The 16,655-nt window shown below is 71.9% G+C and carries 15 protein-coding genes; 7 read left to right on the top strand and 8 right to left on the bottom strand.

What is annotated here, in order from left to right:
* Positions 1–57: 57 nt before the first annotated feature.
* Positions 58–816, top strand: coding sequence for a hypothetical protein (locus ACWCPM_RS14995; protein ID WP_450976577.1), 759 nt, complete (start codon positions 58–60; stop codon positions 814–816).
* 116 nt (positions 817–932) lie between these two features.
* Complete coding sequence (locus ACWCPM_RS14990) at positions 933–2,501, top strand: CocE/NonD family hydrolase (protein WP_450976576.1); 1,569 nt, start codon at positions 933–935, stop codon at positions 2,499–2,501.
* A 418-nt stretch (positions 2,502–2,919) separates the two neighbouring features.
* Here ACWCPM_RS14990 and ACWCPM_RS14985 read toward each other — a convergent pair whose 3' ends face one another.
* A complete protein-coding gene (locus ACWCPM_RS14985; protein WP_450976575.1) occupies positions 2,920–3,327 on the bottom strand; it encodes a DUF6278 family protein in 408 nt (135 codons plus the stop codon).
* A 211-nt stretch (positions 3,328–3,538) separates the two neighbouring features.
* Between ACWCPM_RS14985 and ACWCPM_RS14980 the strand changes: the two genes are divergently transcribed.
* Positions 3,539–5,302 carry a GDSL-type esterase/lipase family protein gene (locus ACWCPM_RS14980; protein WP_450976574.1) on the top strand — a complete coding sequence of 588 codons (1,764 nt, stop codon included), beginning with the start codon at positions 3,539–3,541 and terminating at the stop codon, positions 5,300–5,302.
* 35 nt (positions 5,303–5,337) lie between these two features.
* On the opposite strand, the gene ACWCPM_RS14975 is transcribed toward ACWCPM_RS14980, so the two are convergent.
* The 4 genes from ACWCPM_RS14975 to ACWCPM_RS14960 are packed head-to-tail and all read right to left on the bottom strand — an operon-like array spanning position 5,338 to position 8,440.
* Complete coding sequence (locus ACWCPM_RS14975) at positions 5,338–6,117, bottom strand: exodeoxyribonuclease III (RefSeq protein WP_450976573.1); 780 nt, start codon at positions 6,115–6,117, stop codon at positions 5,338–5,340.
* A 50-nt stretch (positions 6,118–6,167) separates the two neighbouring features.
* A complete protein-coding gene (locus ACWCPM_RS14970) occupies positions 6,168–6,800 on the bottom strand; it encodes an MBL fold metallo-hydrolase (protein WP_450976572.1) in 633 nt (210 codons plus the stop codon).
* Between the two features lie 34 nt (positions 6,801–6,834).
* Entirely contained in the window at positions 6,835–8,133 is a 1,299-nt protein-coding gene (pcaDC, locus tag ACWCPM_RS14965) for a bifunctional 3-oxoadipate enol-lactonase/4-carboxymuconolactone decarboxylase PcaDC (RefSeq protein WP_450976571.1), read from the bottom strand.
* A 13-nt stretch (positions 8,134–8,146) separates the two neighbouring features.
* Positions 8,147–8,440, bottom strand: coding sequence for a hypothetical protein (locus ACWCPM_RS14960; protein ID WP_450976642.1), 294 nt, complete (start codon positions 8,438–8,440; stop codon positions 8,147–8,149).
* A 680-nt stretch (positions 8,441–9,120) separates the two neighbouring features.
* On the opposite strand from ACWCPM_RS14960, the gene ACWCPM_RS14955 reads away from it, so the two are divergent.
* Positions 9,121–10,389 carry an ATP-binding protein gene (locus ACWCPM_RS14955; RefSeq protein ID WP_450976570.1) on the top strand — a complete coding sequence of 423 codons (1,269 nt, stop codon included), beginning with the start codon at positions 9,121–9,123 and terminating at the stop codon, positions 10,387–10,389.
* Positions 10,390–10,425: 36 nt separating this feature from the next.
* Here the strand turns inward: ACWCPM_RS14955 and ACWCPM_RS14950 are convergent, their stop codons facing one another.
* A complete protein-coding gene (locus tag ACWCPM_RS14950; protein ID WP_450976569.1) occupies positions 10,426–10,911 on the bottom strand; it encodes a DUF5994 family protein in 486 nt (161 codons plus the stop codon).
* Between the two features lie 352 nt (positions 10,912–11,263).
* Positions 11,264–11,707 carry a DUF5994 family protein gene (locus ACWCPM_RS14945; protein ID WP_450976641.1) on the bottom strand — a complete coding sequence of 148 codons (444 nt, stop codon included), beginning with the start codon at positions 11,705–11,707 and terminating at the stop codon, positions 11,264–11,266.
* 759 nt (positions 11,708–12,466) lie between these two features.
* On the opposite strand from ACWCPM_RS14945, the gene ACWCPM_RS14940 reads away from it, so the two are divergent.
* From ACWCPM_RS14940 to ACWCPM_RS14930, 3 genes are all read left to right on the top strand, one after another.
* Positions 12,467–12,949, top strand: coding sequence for a cupin domain-containing protein (locus ACWCPM_RS14940; protein ID WP_450976568.1), 483 nt, complete (start codon positions 12,467–12,469; stop codon positions 12,947–12,949).
* A gap of 36 nt (positions 12,950–12,985) precedes the next feature.
* Positions 12,986–13,423, top strand: a complete 438-nt coding sequence (locus ACWCPM_RS14935) for a VOC family protein (RefSeq protein ID WP_450976567.1) — start codon at positions 12,986–12,988, stop codon at positions 13,421–13,423.
* Positions 13,424–13,583: 160 nt separating this feature from the next.
* A complete protein-coding gene (locus ACWCPM_RS14930; protein ID WP_450976566.1) occupies positions 13,584–14,489 on the top strand; it encodes an RNA polymerase sigma-70 factor in 906 nt (301 codons plus the stop codon).
* 41 nt (positions 14,490–14,530) lie between these two features.
* On the opposite strand, the gene ACWCPM_RS14925 is transcribed toward ACWCPM_RS14930, so the two are convergent.
* Positions 14,531–16,633 carry a bifunctional serine/threonine-protein kinase/ABC transporter substrate-binding protein gene (locus ACWCPM_RS14925; protein WP_450976565.1) on the bottom strand — a complete coding sequence of 701 codons (2,103 nt, stop codon included), beginning with the start codon at positions 16,631–16,633 and terminating at the stop codon, positions 14,531–14,533.
* Between the last annotated feature and the right edge of the window lie 22 nt (positions 16,634–16,655).

Here is a 16,655-nt window from a genome sequence, read left to right as displayed (position 1 = left end):
GGACCCCTCACTCACCACTCGAACACGGTTTCCCTGGGCCCGCTACCATGCGCGCCCATGACTGACGACGTGCGCAACATCGTCCTGGGCGTGATGGCGGCCGGCCTCAGCGCCGCGATCGGCTGGCTGGCCCGCACCTATCTGTGGAAGCGGCGGCTCCGTCGCAAGCAGGCGTTCTTCGGTCTGCCCGACAACTCCGAGTCGCTGCTGGTGGTGAACCGCGGTGCGGGCGGCCCCGAGCTGTCGGTGATGCGCTTCGACGTCTTCGCACTCCTCGAACTCGCGGCACTGATCAAGGACTGCAACGCCTACGCCCAGATCATCCCGCACGACACGGCACGCCAGGGCTTCGGCGAGCGCACCGAGTTCTGCGTGGGCGGCCCGGCGTCCAACCGCCGTATGACGGCTCACCTGGCCTCCCTGCTGCCCGGGGTGCGGGTGAACGTCGACGCCGAGCCGGGCCCGGACCGGGGGGCCTTCCAGATCGGTTCCGAGCGGTACCGCGTGGACGTGGGCAAGGAGGAGCACGTGCTCCTCGCGCGGCTGACCGTGAACCAGGGGCCGGGCACCCGCCCCGTCTTCCTCTTCTGTGGCCAGACCGCGATCACCAACCAGGCGGCCACCCGCTATCTCGCCCGCAACCACGAGAGACTCACGCGCAAGTACCGCGACAACACCTTCGTGCTGCTGCTGAAGGTCGTGAACTCGGGGGCCTACGGCCCGGACGTGGTCGAGCTGGTCGCCGACGTGACGCGAGCGGCCCAGGCGCCGGTCCCCGCGGTCGCCCCACCGCGCTCCTCGCACCGGGCGTCATAGACCACCGCACCTTTCAATGATTGTTACTTTCACGTAACTCACCAAGAGGTTACCTGCGGTAAGTCCTCGCGGTTACCGTCGGGTCACTTTGGACTCGAACCATTGAGGAGTGACCCGTGGGACTGCCTCGCAAGGCCCTGCGCACGACCGCCGTGGGCGCCGTCTCCGCGACCCTGTTCGCCGGCAGCGCCCTCGGGTTCGCCCCCGCCGCCCAGGCGGCCCCGGCCACCGTCCGCTTCGTCGACATCACCGGCGACGGCGGCACGGTCCTCAAGGCGAACGTCGTCATGCCCGCGGACACCGGCGCCGGCCGCCGCCACCCGCTGATCGTGCTGCCCACGAGCTGGGCCACACCACAGATCCAGTACCTCGCCCAGGCCCGGAAGCTCGCCGACTCGGGCTATGTCGTGGTCACCTACAACACACGCGGCTTCTGGCAGTCCGGCGGTCACATCGAGGTCGCCGGGCCACCCGACGTGGCCGACGCGTCCCTGGTCATCGACTGGGCGCTCGCCAACACCCCGTCCGACGCGGAGCGCGTCGGCATGGCGGGCGTCTCCTACGGCGCGGGCATCACCCTGCTCGCCGCGGCGCACGACCGGCGCGTCCGGGCCGTCGCCGCGCTCAGCGGCTGGGCCGACATGATCGAGTCGATCTACTCCGGACGCACCCAGCACACCCAGGCCGTCGCGCTGCTGCAGGGCGTCGGGCAGCTCACCGGGCGGCCCAGCCCCGAACTCCAGCAGGTCCTGAAGCACTTCTTCGCCTCCGACCTCGACAAGGAGCCCGAGCTGCTCGCCTGGGGGCGGAAACGCTCCCCCACCGCCCACCTGGACCAGATCAACGACAACGGCGCGGCGATCATGCTGGCCAACGCCTGGGGCGACACGATCTTCCCGCCCAACCAGTACACCGACTTCTACGAGAAGCTGACGGTCCCGAAGGCGCTCGCGCTGCGCCCCGGCGACCACGCGACCCCTGAGATACCAGGGCTGCTCGGTCTGCCCAACGACGTGTGGTCCGACACCCGGCGCTGGTTCGACCACCACCTCAAGGGCGAGGACAACGGCGTCGACCGCGAGCAGCCGGTCCGCCTCAAGTCCCGCACGGGCGGCGGCTACGAGGGCTACCCGGACTGGAAGTCGGTCACCGCGACCAGCCGGAAGATCGACCTCGCCGGCGGGACCACCATCCGCACGAACGTCAACTCGGGGGCGGACGGCGGCGTCCTCTTCCTGTCCAGCATCCTGGACCAGGTCGCCCAGCTGCCCCCGATGGCCTCGATCCCGCTGCTGCCGCGCCGCTGGGCCGCCGTGTGGCAGTCGGAGAGGTACCCCACGGCCCAGCACGTGCGCGGCACCCCGAAGCTGCACACGACCCTCACCCCGACCGCGGAGAGCGGAACCTTCGTCGCGTACCTGTACGACGTGGGCCCGCTCGGCATCGGCAGACTGGTCGGCAACGCGCCGTACACCTTCCACGGCCGCACGCCCGGACAGCCGTTCGGCGTCGACCTGGAACTGTCCTCCACGGCCTACGACGTACCCGAGGGGCATCGGCTCGCCGTGGTCGTCGACACGGTGGACCCGCTCTACATCGAGCACAACCCGTCCGGCGCGCGGCTGACCTTCTCCTCGCCGACGAACGACCCGTCGTACGTGTCGATTCCGCTGCGCGAGCAGTGATCTCCGGCCGCCGCCGGACGGGCCTGGCTCGGGGTACCGCTGCCCCTGCGGCCGAACGGCCGTGGGGGGAGCACCCATCACGGGGCTGAACGGCACATCCTAGTCGAGGCCGGGACGCGGCGAGCCTTTCGGGCACAGCCCGCACGGCCTGGGGCGCGAGGGCGTACGGCGTGCGCCGCCTCACACCCGCGCCGGGTGCCGACACGGCTTCCCGGGGGCCTCGTTCGGCGGCGGCGGCACGCGGCCGGCGAGGGCGCGGCACCGGGCGCACTCCCGATCGGTGGATCGGCGGCCATGCTCTCCCCCGCTCGCTGTCGGCCGTTCCGTGGCTGCCGCAAACTATCCAGGCGGGGAAGCAGTTGACGCCCGACACGCACTTTCGGGCATAAGCCGTATTTATCGCAATTGTCCGAAATGGTCAGGCTTCAGCGACCTCCGCGTACAGCTGGGAGAGCTCGGGCACTCCGCTGGCGGCCCACTCCTGACCGGCGGTCACCACGTCGAACTCACGGCCGGACTCCAGCCGCACCACGGGCTGGCCGTCCGGCCGGATCTCCCAGGCCGAGCCGGGCACCGTGCGCACGATCACCGTACCCAGGTACAGGCCCGCGTCGTTGCCCAGCCAGGGCAGGATCTCCTCGTCGTCCCGCCAGCGCGGCAGCAGTTGATCGAGTGCCTCCAACGAGTGCACGGTGTCGTCGAGTTGGACGCCCGCCCGGCCCGCCTGGGAACGGAGCAGCTCGCACTCGGCCATGAGTTCGGCGATGCCCTCGGGGTCGAAGACCCCGGGCCTGTGGCGTCGGTTGCCCAGGAAAGGGATGTTCATAACTCCAGCCTGTCATTCGCACCCGCGTGCGCACCACAGGCGCGCGGACGGTCGCAGCCGGTCGTCCGGGCGGTTTCACGGCGAGTTCGCGCATGGTTCGTTGACCCGCCTCTTTCGGCTCCCTAGCTTCGCGATCACCGCTTCGTCCGGGGACGGCGCACGGCCCGGCGCACACCGTCCGTCCTGTCGCACCGAAGAGCTGGAGAGTCACTTGGTACGCCGAGGTGCCCGCGGGATCGCGGCCGTCATCGTGCTGATCGCGTCCGTGCTGCCCACGGCATCGGCGCAGGCCGTGCAGGACGACCGGGCGGCGCCGCTGCCGCTGGAGCTGCTCTTCGACAACACCGCGGTCAGTGACGACGGCAGCCCCGCCGGTGCCGACTTCGACGGCGCCGGCGCCTCCCTCTCCGCCCAGGACCTGACCGCGGCCGGCTGGACGCCCGGCCGGGCGCTCACCGTCCAGGGCGCCACGCTGACCTGGCCGGACCAGGTCGCGGGCGGGCCGGACAACGCGCGGGCCGACGGCCAGAGCGTGGCGCTGTCCGGGCAGGGCGACGCGCTCGCCTTCCTGGTCGCGGGCACGTCCGGCGCCGACCTCACCGCCTCCGGCACGGTCTCGTACGCCGACGGCACCCTCTCCCCGTACCTGCTCACCGCGCCCGACTGGCGGCGCGGGCCGCTCGCCACCAAGGCGGTGGCGCTGCCGCACGTCAACACGCCCGGCGGGCAACTCGCCGAGAAGGCACGGCTGTACGTCGTCACCGTGCCGCTCGACGCGGGGCGGGCCGTCGCCTCGGTGCACCTGCCTCTCGCCCCCGACCTGCATGTCTTCGCCCTGTCCGTGCGCCCCGCCACGAGCGGCTGGACGGGGAGCTGGGCCACGGCGACCTCCGGGTATCCGGCCGTGGGCCCATGGACCGACCGGACGCTGCGGCTGGTGGTGCACACCTCGGCGGGCGGGCCCATGGTGCGGCTGCGGTTCGACAACACGTTCGCGACGGCGCCGGTACAAATCGGTGGCGCGACGGTGGCCCTGCGGGACACGGGGGCGGCGGCCCGGGCGACGCCGGTGGCGCTGACGTTCGGCGGGGCGAGGGACGCCGAGATCCCGGCGGGGGCGCAGACGTACAGCGATCCGCTCGCCTTCGACGTGCCCGCCGGCGCCGATCTGCTGGTCAGCTTCCATCTGCCCGGCCCGGTCGCGGCGGCGCCCGTGCACCGGCTCGCGCAGCAGCGGTCGTACCTGAGCGAACCGGGCGACCACACCGCCGAGAGCGCGGCCACCGCGTACACCGGCGCGGTGACGAACTGGCCGCTGCTGACCGGGGTGGACGTGGCCGGCGGGCCCGGGTCGGTGGTCGCGATCGGCGACTCGATCACCGACGGGGACAAGTCCACCGTGGACGCCAACCGACGCTGGCCCGACGTGCTGGCCGGGCGGCTGCGGGCGCAGAGCGCGGTGCCGGGGTACGGGGTGCTCAACCAGGGCGTCGCGGGCAACAGCGTGCTCGCCGACCGCTACCCCGGAGACGGGGTCTCCACGGACGCGGCCGGGGTGAGCGCGCTGCACCGGCTGGACCGGGACGCGCTCGCCCAGACCTCGGTGCGCACGGTGATCGTCCTGGAGGGGATCAACGACCTGCTGGCCGGCAGGAGCGCCGGGCAGCTGACCGCCGGGCTCGAGGAGATCGCCGGGCGGACGCACGCGCGGGGGCTGCGGGTGCTGGTGGCGACCCTGGTGCCGTGCGGCGGCGAGCCGCGCTGCACGGCCGCCCTGGAGACGGAGCGGACCGCCGTCAACGCCTGGATCCGGAGGAACGACGTCTTCGACGGGGTCCTCGACTTCGACGCGGCCGTCAGGGACCCGGCGCAGCCGTCGCGGATGCTTCCCGCGTACGACAGCGGCGACCATCTGCATCCGGGCGACGCGGGCCTGGCGGCGATGGCCGGCGCGGTGGACCTGACGCTGCTGTGACGGCCGGGGCCGGGGCACCCCCCCCCCGTGGGCCCTCAGACCTCCAGGTCCACCACGACCGGCGCGTGGTCCGAGGCGCCCTTGCCCTTGCGCTCCTCGCGGTCGACGTAGGCGTCCTTGACCGCGGTCGCGAAGGGCGCGTTGCCGTAGACCAGGTCGATCCGCATGCCGCGGTTCTTGGGGAAGCCGAGCTGGCGGTAGTCCCAGTACGTGAACGGGTGGTCGTACTTCAGGGGGCGCGGAACCACGTCCGTCAGGCCCGTCTCGCGCAGCGACGCCAGCGCGGCGCGCTCGGCGGGGGTGACATGGGTGAGGCCCTCGAAGGCGGCCATGTCGTAGACGTCGTCGTCCGTCGGCGCGACGTTGAAGTCGCCGAGGACCGCGAAGGGGCGGCTGCCGCCGGCGTCACCGGTGACCGTCGCCTTCAGCGCCTCCAGCCACTGGAGCTTGTAGGCGTAGTGGGGGTGGCCCACCTCGCGCCCGTTGGGCACGTAGACCGACCAGACGCGGACCGGGCCGCAGGTCGCGCCTACGGCGCGGGGCTCCGTCGCGTTCTCGTAGCCGGTGTCGCCGGGCAGGCCCTTGACCACGTCCTCGATGCCGACCCGGGAGAGCACCGCCACGCCGTTCCACCGGCCGGTGGCGTGCACCGCGGCCTCGTAGCCCAGCTCACGCAGCTCCTCCAGGGGGAACTGCGCCTCGGCGACCTTGGCCTCCTGGAGGCACAGCACGTCCGTGCCGCTGCTCTCCAGCCAGGCCAGCAGGCGGGGCAGACGGGCGGTGATCGAGTTCACGTTCCAGGTCGCGATGCGCATGTCTCACAACCTACCCGCCGGGTCCGACAACGCGTTCCCGCCGGTCTGCGTCACACCTGCACGGACTCCCCCGGCGTCAGCCGCACGTGCTCGCAGCCGCCCAGGGCGCCGATCTGGTGGTCGTAGATCGGGCGGGCGAGGTCGGTCAGCAGGGCGTCGTGGATGTCGTACGCCCTCTGCGGCTTCACCTCCCGCACGTAGTCGATCACCTCGGAGATCTTGTTCCAGGGGGCCATGACCGGCAGCATCAGCGTCTCCACCGGCCGGCCGGGGACGGTGAGCGCGTCGCCGGGGTGGAAGACGCCGCCGTCGATCAGATAGCCGACGTTGGTGATGCGCGGGATGTCCGGGTGGATCACGGCGTGCAGCTCGCCGTGGACCTGGACGTCGAAACCGGCCGCGGTGAAGGTGTCGCCGTGCCCGACGGTGTGCACCCGGCCCGGGAACGCCGCCGCGATCCGGTCCGCGACGGACTTCAGCGTCCAGACCCCGGCGGCCGGGTTGGCCTCCAGGGCGGAGCGCAGCCGTCCCTCGTCGAAGTGGTCGGCGTGCTCGTGGGTGACCAGGATCGCGTCGGCGCCGGCCGCGGCGTCCTGCTCGCTGAAGCCGCCCGGGTCCAGGACGAGCGTCCGGCCGTCCTTCTCCAGTCGGACACAGGCGTGCGTCTTCTTGGTGAGCTTCATGACATCCATCCTGCCCGCAGTGCGGGGCGGGAGCTCACTCGTGGGGCGTGGTCTCCTCCCGGATGACCTGCTGGGCGACCTTGAAGGCACTGTTCGCCGCGGGTACGCCGCAGTAGACGGCCGCCTGGAGCAGGACCTCCTTGATCTCGGCCGGGGTGAGGCCGTTGCGCAGGGCGGCACGGGTGTGGAAAGCGAGCTCGTCGAGGTGGCCGCGCGCGACCAGGGCGGTGAGGGTGATGCAGCTGCGGGTACGGCGGTCCAGGCCCGGGCGGTTCCAGACCTCGCCCCAGGCGTAGCGGGTGACGAACTCCTGGAAGTCGCCGGAGAACTCGTCGGCCTGCGCCAGCGCCCGGTCCACGTGCGCGTCGCCGAGCACCTCGCGCCGGACCTTGATCCCCGCGTCGTAGGGATCGGACCGCACGCCGGCCTGCGGGTCCACCAGGGGCGCGGCGATCTCGGCGACGGGGACGGCCTGCTGGGGCGGCGCCGCCACCAGGACCGGCTTGACCGGGGCCGCCTGGATGGCCAACTGGCCCGTGGCGTCGAACGCGGGCTGCCAGGCCGTGGAGAAGTGCGTGACCAGGAGGTCCGTGACGGCGGCGGGCTGCTCGACAGGGACCAGGTGGGAGGCTCCGGGGACGACGGCGAGGCGGGCGTCCCGAATCCCGGCGACCAGCGTGCGGGCCTCGGCGGGGCCGGTGACCTGGTCCTCCGAACCGACCAGGACCAGCGTGGGCACGCCGATCCGGCCGAGTTCGTGCCGCACGTCGAAGGTCGCGAGGGCCTCGCAGGCGGCGATGTAGCAGCCGGGGTCGGTGGTGCGCACCATCTGCACGGCCCACTCGGTGATCGCCGGCTGGGCGGCGGCGAATCCGCCGGTGAACCAGCGGTCCGGCGCGCTGCGGGCGATCGGGTCGAGACCGTTCGACCGCACGATCACACCGCGCTGGCGGAACTCGTCGGCGGTGCCGAAGCGGGGCGAGGTGGCGATCAGCGCGAGCGAGGCGACCCGCTCGGGGTGGCGCAGGGCCAGCTCGGCGCCGACGGCGCCGCCGAGGGCGCAGCCCGCGTAGCCGAAGCGGTGCACACCCAGGCCGTCCAGGGTGGCGAGCAGCCGGGCGGTCAGGTGGCCGACTGAGCCCGCGGGGTAAGCAGGGGCTCCGCCGTGCCCGGGCAGGTCGAACCGGAAGACGCGCCACTGCTTGATCAGCTCCGGGACCTGCCGGTCCCACATGTGCCAGGTGGTCCCCAGGGACGGCCCCAGGATCAGGACCGGAGCGTCTTCTGGTCCGTCAAAGCGGTATTGCAGGGTGTTCGACGGTGTCTCACTCACGCCTCAGACCCTCTCACGTCTCACGGACGCCCCGTAGCGAGGGCTGTGAGGATCCCTGTGAGGATCTGGGCCGGACCAGGTGAAAGACCTCGCGGGCCGCGTGGCGTCTGAGGCAACGGACGATGTCGCGCCGGCTCTTCCCCTCCTTGGGGCGGCGCTCGTAGTAGTCCTGGGTGCGCGGGTCGCAGCGCAGCCGGCCTTGCACGATCCGCTGCCGAGCGGCGTTGGCCTGCCGGTCACCGCCGCGATTGAGGCGACGGTACTGCCGACTGCACGAGGAACACTCGACAGGGCTGACCCCGCACAGCGTGGCGAACGACGCCTCACTGGCCAGGCGTTCCGGGTTGTCCCCCCACCGTGATCAGTAAAGTGACGGCCGCGTCCGGACCGATACCCACCGCCGTGAGCAGGCGCGGAGCGTGGGGTTCCATGAGCCGGGCCGGGCAGCCTCCCCCTTCCAATTCCTTGATCTGCTCCGCGGCCGTTCCGGCACGGACCGATCGCGCCAGTCGCCTGATCATCGGCATGTGAGACAGCCGCCACGACCGGTGTCTTCCTGGTCCTCATCGCGGCGGCGGCATGCGTGATCCACCGGCTCGCCGTCGAGCACGCGGAAAGGATCGCCGTGCACCACTGCCGTCGCGCGCCACCGTTCGTCGACGCCCTGCACCGGGTGTCGCTGCGCGTCGTCACCATGCCGATCAGCCGCAGGGCATCATCACCCGAGTCAACGTGAGCGTGGACGTGTCGGCGTTCGCCTCGGTGTCGACCAGAACACCACCGTCGTCTTCCCAGCCCGCTCATGAGCACGATCGGCGAGCTCGGCTCCTTCCTCGCCCGGAAACCGCGGCCGCCGCAGCAGCACCACCGGCCGGCACCGGCCCCAACGACAAGTCCCTCAGGGCGGACTCATGGCCGAAGTCTGTCGCGCGCGTCCTCCGGACATCGGCTGATGATGGGAGTACGGCCGAACACGCGGAGCTGATCATGACGGGTTGGCGGGTCAGGGACTACACCCAGGACGATCTCGAAGCGCTGATCCGAGTCGACATGGAGAGCAGCACGACCGAGGAGCCGCCGCTCTTCCCGCTCTCGGACGCCGTGACGGCCCTCCAGGCCCGCCACCCGGCTGTGGTGGCCACGGCCGACGACGTGCTGATCGGCGCCGCGGTGAGCAGGGTGGAGGACGAACGGGCATGGATCCTGCGCATCTGCATGGCGCCGGGCTGGCGGCAGCGTGGGCTGGGCAGTGCCCTGATCACGGCCCTTGAGCAAAGGCTCTTCGCCACCGGCATCCGAGCGGTGCACGCCGTCCTGCCCGAGGGCGAGACCGGTGCCACCGCCCTGCGCAACTGCGACTTCGGCGCCCGCCCCGGACTGGTCTTCTTCGAAAAGCACGGGCCGGTGACCCCGCAGTCGGCCGGCACGCTGTCCTCGCTCGGAGCAGAACTGCCGCCAGGGGGACTGTGGCAGAAGGTCGCGGGCATGCAACGGGAGAAGCAGCTCATCGAACGGCGCCTGGTCCTGCCGCTGGCCCATCCCGAACTGGCCGCCCAGCACGGAGTGGAACTGCCGCGGGCGGTGATGCTGTTCGGCCCGCCCGGGACCGGCAAGAGCACGTTCGCGCACGCGATCGCCAGCCGCCTGGGATGGCCCTTCCTCGAACTGTTCCCCGCCCGTCTGGCCGCCGAGTACGGCCTGGCGACCGGGCTGAGCCGGCGCTTCGACGAGATCGCCCGGCTCGACCACGTCCTCGTCTTCATCGACGAGGTCGAGGAGATCGCCGGCGAACGCGGTGGCGCGGACGCGACCGCTGTCGGCGTCGTCAACGAACTGCTCAAGGCGATCGTCCGGTTCCGAAGTCAGGACGGACGGCTGCTCGTCTGCGCCACGAACAACGTGACCACGCTCGACTCCGCGTTCCTGCGGCACGGCCGCTTCGACTACATGCTGCCGATCGGCCCTCCCGATCACACCGCCAGGACCGCACTGTGGGAGAGCTACCTGGCTCGAGCAGACGCGCGGGCCGACAGCGCGGTACTCGCGTCCGCCAGCGAGGGGTTCACCCCCGCCGACATCGCCCACGCGGCGCGTACCGTCTCCCAGGCCCAGTTCGAGCGCACCTTCGACACCGGCACCCGGACGACCCCCACCGCCGACGACTACCTGGACACGATCCGCGACACCAAGCCGACCGTCAGCGCCGCCATGGCCCAGGAATTCGCCCAGCAGACGGAGAAGTACGCCCGCATCTGACGTCCAGGCCGATGGGGAGTCGATCTGCGACGGGTGTCAGGCCGGCGCGGGAGGCGAGTCGCTGCCCGTATCGATGAGGATCTGTTTGGCCTCGGTGACGTTGTCGGCCCGTACGGCCCTGGCCATCGCGGCGCGTGCCGCGTCGGACGACGTGTCGGGAGGGACCAGCATCAGGGCGAAATGATCCCGCTCGCCCCGGGTGATGAGGACGGTGTCGTCACCGACCGGGAAGGAATCGATGTGGACGACTCGGCCGTCGACCATCACCCGGGTCGGCAGTTCGTCCCAGGCACTGCCGTCCAGACCGACCCGGGTGACAGGTCCGAGGTGCTCGGTCAACGCGGAAACCAGCGAGGGGAGCTCCGCACCGATGTCCCGGGACCGCGGCCACCATGCGCCGTCCAGGATTCCCTCGCGTGCGTGTGTCGTCTCCAGCCGCAGCAGGGCCGTCCCGGGTTTCACCGACCGGTGAACGGCATCCGGCAGGAGCCTGGGGAGGTCGGGGGTGTCGGAGTCGGCCATGGTGTCCGCCCGTCCGCAGAGAGCAGTGCGACCGCAGAGCGTGCGACCGCGATACGACCCTGCCACCTCACGGTACTCCGCACGACGCCGCGCGAGCGCCTCGCCGCGGGGCGCGGTGACGGAAACAGGCAACGGCTCCGGCGTATACCCGCCGGAGCCGCCCTTCCGGGCCATTGCACGTGAGCGTGCGCCGACCCGCTGTCCACGTTACGCCAAAGGGACAATCCGGCATAAGCATTCCTCGCGAGGGTTCGCTTCGGACCGAGAAGCCGACGCGACGGCTCAGCCACGCCCTTCCTCCTCTGTCTCCATCTGCCGGATCCCCTGGCGCGTCAGCGTGATCATGGTTCTCTCACCTCCGCCGGGCCAAGGCCGTGTCGAGCCGATGGGCCGGGGGCAGGGTCAGCGACCGACCTGCTCCACCGTCGGTCTCCCACGCCTCTTCCCTGATCCGGGCATCGATCCTGCCTGCTGCTTCCTCCCGGGCCGGGGCATCGATGCCGACGCCTGCCATCAGCCGCGCGGCGGCATCCGCACCGGTTTCCGGCGGAATCACCAGCACATCCCGGCGGCCATCGGCGGAGAAGAAGGTCAGCCTGTGCGGATCCTGCCCCTCGGTGGACCACACCACATGCACCGTGCGCCCTGCGACGGACACCCAACGCGGGATGACCGGCCAGTAGGCCGGGTTCACCGTGATACCGGTGATGCGACCCCAGAGTTCGCCCAGCGCGGCCGTCAGGGGCGGCAGCTCTCGGGTGAGGGCACGGGAGCGGGGCCACCACATGCCGTCCAGTCCGCCCGGCGCCGGCGTTCAGGACAGCCGGGCCAGCGGCGACGTCGCGCGCCTGCTCGACGTCGTTCGGTCAATGGTCACGGGCATGGCGCGGACCTGTCCCCGGGCTCGTGGGTGCGGCCCGGCATTGTCGATCACCGGAAACGGCACCCGCGGCGGAGCCGGTACGCGAAAAGCTCCCGGTGAGTTCACACTACTCCGGCCACCAGCCCGAAAAGGCGGGTTGACCAGGTATTTTTCCACCTTCGAAGCCTGAGCGCCGGTGCCCGGCAATTGCAGGGTGTTCGACGGTGTCTCACTCACGCCTCAGACCCTCTCACGTATCACGACCGCCCCCGTAGCGGGGGCTGTGAGGATCTGGGCCGGACCAGGTGAAAGACCTCGCGGGCGCCGTCCCCGCCTCCCGTCACCACTTCGACCTGCGCACGTCGATGCCGGCGGCCTCCGCGCTCACGGGTTTCGACATGTGTTCGAAAGGCCAAGTGGAATCAGCCTGCTCCGCCCCCCCGTGAGCCGGTGACACGCAACTCAGCTCTAGTGCAGCGGAGTTCGACTCCGGCGGTGCTGCTGCTCGTGCGAGGCGTTCTTCGGAGTTGGTCTCCGGAACGTGTCACAAATGCCGGGGGTGATCGGTCTCTTCTGCAGCGGCGCGTCCACGAGGGCCGAGAGCGGCCGTCGGATCCGCGGACACGGCAGCGGTCCGCGCACGGCCCCCCGGCACGCCGTCACGCATCCAGGCCCAGCGAGAGGACGGTTCGCATGTCGTACCCGGAGCAGGTCTACACCGGAGATGGCGGCGAGATCTACGCGAATTACCGGCCGTCGGACACCCCACCGAATGTCGGAACGGCCGGGGGTGACGCGATTCACTACCTGGCGACCACGGTCATGACACGGGGCGAGTTCGGGCTCTATCGATTCGAGATGAAACCGAAGGCCGGCGGCCCCAGGACCCACTACCACAAGACCATCTCGGAGTCCTTCTACATCCTCGACGGCACTGTCCGTCTTTTCGACGGCGCACAGTGGATCGACGCACGGAAGGGCGACTTCCTGCACGTGCCGCAAGGCGGACTGCACGCCTTCCGCAACGACTCCGACGCCCCGGCCGAAATGCTGCTGCTGTTCACACCGGGTGCGCCGCGTGAGGAGTATTTCGAGCAGGTGTCACAGCTGGCGCACGCCTCCGACGAAGAGCGCGCCGCGTTCTTCGACAAGCACGACTCCTACTTCGTGGATTGACCGGCTCTTTTTCTCCCAGAGTGAGGACGACGGACCATGACTGCTCACGGTGATCTGCCCGCCCCGCGACAGGGGCTCCTCGTCACGCACTTCCTGACCGTGCGCGATGTGGAGAGGTCACGGCGCTTCTACGCCGATGTGTTCGGCGGCGAGGTCGTGACGGAGGAGAACCCTGCCATCGTCAAGGTGGCCAACAGCTGGATCATCATGAATCCCGGGGGCGGCCCCACACCCGACAAGCCCGGCGTCACCCTGGAGGTGCCGCGGAGCACCGAACGGGTGTCGAGCTTTCTCAATGTCCGCGTCGCGGACATGGCCGCCTTCCACGCCGACGCGGTCGCCAAGGGTGCCCGGTTCCTCACCGAGCCTCTCGACCGCGGTTCGGAACTGCGCTGCTACCTGCGCGATCCGGACGGCTACCTCATCGAGGTGGGTCAGGCGACCGGTCTGCTGCTCGGCGTCCATGCCGACTGAACCACCGGTCCGCTCCCCCGGCCCCGCCGGCGCTGGGCCGACGGAGACCGAGGTCCAGGTCCAGGTCATCGGGTCAGCCCCTGCCGACCTGGGCCTCGGCCGTGTTCGACACCGAGGCCGTGCGGCACGGCCCTGACAAGTTGAGGCAGCGACACACACCATGAATCCGCGAGACTCCTCCTCGGCAGCCACGCTCGAGGAGGCCGCCGACGCTTTCATGCGGCTGCGTCCCCGGCTCTTCGGCATCGCCTACCGCGTCCTGGGCAGCGTCACCGAGGCCGAGGACGTGGTCCAGGAGGTGTGGGTCCGGTGGCAGAACACGGACCGGGGCGCCGTGGTGGCACCGGCGCCCTTCCTCACCAAGGTCACCACACGACTGTCCGTCAACGTGGCCCGATCCGCACGGGTGCGCCGCGAGACGTATGCGGGGCCGTGGCTTCCCGAGCCGGTCGACACGGGCGTGGACCCGCAGGTCGGAGCCGAGCGCGGCGAGGCGTTGGAACTGGCGGTGCTGCTGGTCATGGAGAAGCTCAACCCCGTCGAGCGGGCCGCCTACGTGCTGCGGGAGGCGTTCGACTATTCGTACGACCAGATCGCCGACATGCTGCAGTTGAGCCCGGCGAACACGCGCCAGATCGTCAGCCGGGCGCGCAGGCGTCTGGCCACCGAGCGGCGTAGGACAGTCGGCACGGCCGAGCACCGGCGTCTGCTGGAGGCGTTCCTCGCCGCGGCCCGGAACGGCGACACCGCTTCCCTGGAGAACCTGCTGACCGCGGACGTCGTGAGCTACGCGGACGGCAACGGCATGCGGGGCGTGGCGCTCGTCCCGGTCGCGACTGCCGGGCGGGTGGCGAGGATGACCGCCCTCCTGCCCCGGTTCATTCCCGGCGGCGAGTTCCACGTCGTCGAGGTCAACGGCCGCCCCGGCGTCCTGATCGGCAAGGACGGCAACGCCGCGGCGCTCGTGGTGATCTCCGCGGACCAGGAGGGCATCCACACGTTGCTGTGGCACATGACTCCGGACAAGCTCCGGGCGTACGAGCGGTCCAGGGAGTACCGGACCTGAGACCGGGGAGTACCGGACCTGAGACCGGGCGGCCGAGGGGGTCAGGTCGCCTTGCCGATGTCGTCGGCGCGGGCGACGAAACGGGCCCCGCCGTCCGTCACGCGGTACAGGAAGGCACCGCCGTCCTCGGGGGGCTCGAAGAACTGGCCGCCCGCGTTGAAGGCGACCTTGCGGGTGATGCCCTGCCAGGGCCGGCGCAGGAGTTCCGACCGCAGCGCCGAGCGGCCGTCGGCGCCGGCGGCCCTCAGGCCGTACGCGGCGAACCGGACGGCGTCGTAGGCCTCGGCCGCCCAGGGCGCCGGTGCGGTGCCGTGGCGTTCGCGGTGGGCGGCGGCGAACACCTCGGTGCGGGGATCGGCGTCGGCGTCGGTGTACGCGGTGCCGACCATCCAGCCCTCCGCCTCGGCGAGGAAGCGCCCGCCGAGCACGTGCTCGGCGGTGACGCGGGCGCCCCGGTGGCCGGCGGACCGCAGGGCGCGGGCGCAGGAGGCGGCGCGGTCGGGCCGTATCCCCGCGAACAGGACGGCGTCGCCCGGCCGCGCGGCGATCCGCCGGGCGACGGCGGTGAAGTCCTCGTCCGCGGGGATCTCCTCCACCGCGGACTCGCCGTCGAGCTTGCCGTAGACGGTGACGATGCGCACGGTCCCCAGGGTCTCGGCCGCGTCGGTGAGGTCGTGCACGACCACCGTCCTGGCCGGCTTCACCACCCGGTTGAGATGGCGCAGGATCGCGGGCGGGCCGGCGGTCCGGGTGGAGCGGAGCACCAGCGCGGTCGTGAGGTTGGCGCTGTCGAGCCGGTCGGTGTCCGCGCGGGTGACGAGCAGGGCGACGCGCGCCCGCGTGCACGCGGCCACGGCAGGGACCACGGTCGTGTTGGTCCCGGCGCCGAGCACCACGGCCACCTCGGGGTCGGCGGCGAGCCGGGCCGCCGCGCGACCGGCGCCCGCCGCGGTGCCGCCGTCGTCGGCGGTGCGCAGGACGAGGTCGAAGGTGCGGCCGGTGTCCCGGTTGTGCTGCTCGACGGCGATGCGGGCGCCCCGTTCCTGGGCGGTGAGGACGGTGTCGCCGCCGTCCCCGAGGAGGCCGATCACCCGCCGGGGGCGTGGGGCGGCGCCCTGGCCGGCGGACGCGCCGGGGCGTGTCGCCCACCACCCGGCGACCCCGGCGGAGGTGACGCCCAGCACCGCCGCTCCGGTCAGCAGGCGCCTTCGGGTGGGCGAGACGGGTCCGGCCGGCGCCGGGGGCGTGTCGACGGCGGTCGGGTCGGGGACCGGCAGGTCGAGGACGCGGGAGGCGCGGGCCGCGATCAGCGGCGGCAGGCCCGCGGGCAGCCAGCCGTCAGCGATGAACACGCCCAATTCCGCCCGCAGTCCGGGCACCGTGGGGCGGGACTTCGGGTCCTTGGCGAGGCAGCGCCGTACGAGCCGTTCCAGGCCGTCCGGTACGCCGTCGAGGTCGGGCTCCTCGTGCACGGTGCGGTACAGCACGCTCGCGGCGCCGCCGGTGCCGAACACGGCGCGGCCGGTGGCCGCGTGGGCGAGGACGCAGCCCAGGGAGAAGACGTCGCTGGGCGGGCCCACCGGCAGACCGCGGGCCTGCTCGGGCGAGAGGTAGCCGGGTGAGCCGACGACGACGCCGTCCGCGGTCAGGGCGGTCGCGCCGACGCCGCGCGCGATCCCGAAGTCGATCAGGCGTGGCCCGTCGGCGGCGAGCAGCACGTTGGCGGGCTTGACGTCACGGTGGACGAGGCCGGCCGTGTGCACGTCGTGCAGCGCCTCGGACAGCGCGGCGCCCAGGGCCCTGAGCTGCTCCTCGGGCCAGGGACCGTGGCGGACGACGGCCTCGGCGAGGGACGGGCCCGGCACATAGGCGGTGGCGAGCCAGGGCGCGCGGCTCTCGGCGTCGGCCGCGACCACCGGCACGGTCCACCGCCCTGTCAGGCGGGACGCGAGGTCGACCTCGCGGCGGAAACGGGCGCGGAACCCGGGGTCGTCGGCGTGCTCGGCGCGGATCACCTTCACCGCGCACCAGGCGGCATGCGCGGAGCGCGCCAGGTAGACGACTCCCATGCCGCCCGCGCCGAGCCGTGCCGCGAGCCGATGGCCGCCGATCTCCGAGGGGTCGGAGGGGCGCAGCCGTTCCATGCCGTTCGCCTTCCTCGCCGCC

Source organism: Streptomyces sp. NPDC002309, from assembly GCF_053593375.1.
This window is presented reverse-complemented; position numbering and strand designations above follow the sequence as displayed.

What these genes read in the sequence shown, in the direction of transcription:
- ACWCPM_RS14995 (WP_450976577.1), top strand. Translation starts at nt 58, where the DNA reads ATGACTGACGACGTGCGCAACATCGTCCTGGGCGTGATGGCGGCCGGC.
- ACWCPM_RS14985 (WP_450976575.1), bottom strand. Translation starts at nt 3,327, where the DNA reads ATGAACATCCCTTTCCTGGGCAACCGACGCCACAGGCCCGGGGTCTTC.
- ACWCPM_RS14975 (WP_450976573.1), bottom strand. Translation starts at nt 6,117, where the DNA reads ATGCGCATCGCGACCTGGAACGTGAACTCGATCACCGCCCGTCTGCCC.
- ACWCPM_RS14970 (WP_450976572.1), bottom strand. Translation starts at nt 6,800, where the DNA reads ATGAAGCTCACCAAGAAGACGCACGCCTGTGTCCGACTGGAGAAGGAC.
- ACWCPM_RS14955 (WP_450976570.1), top strand. Translation starts at nt 9,121, where the DNA reads ATGACGGGTTGGCGGGTCAGGGACTACACCCAGGACGATCTCGAAGCG.
- ACWCPM_RS14950 (WP_450976569.1), bottom strand. Translation starts at nt 10,911, where the DNA reads ATGGCCGACTCCGACACCCCCGACCTCCCCAGGCTCCTGCCGGATGCC.
- ACWCPM_RS14940 (WP_450976568.1), top strand. Translation starts at nt 12,467, where the DNA reads ATGTCGTACCCGGAGCAGGTCTACACCGGAGATGGCGGCGAGATCTAC.
- ACWCPM_RS14935 (WP_450976567.1), top strand. Translation starts at nt 12,986, where the DNA reads ATGACTGCTCACGGTGATCTGCCCGCCCCGCGACAGGGGCTCCTCGTC.
- ACWCPM_RS14930 (WP_450976566.1), top strand. Translation starts at nt 13,584, where the DNA reads ATGAATCCGCGAGACTCCTCCTCGGCAGCCACGCTCGAGGAGGCCGCC.
- ACWCPM_RS14925 (WP_450976565.1), bottom strand. Translation starts at nt 16,633, where the DNA reads ATGGAACGGCTGCGCCCCTCCGACCCCTCGGAGATCGGCGGCCATCGG.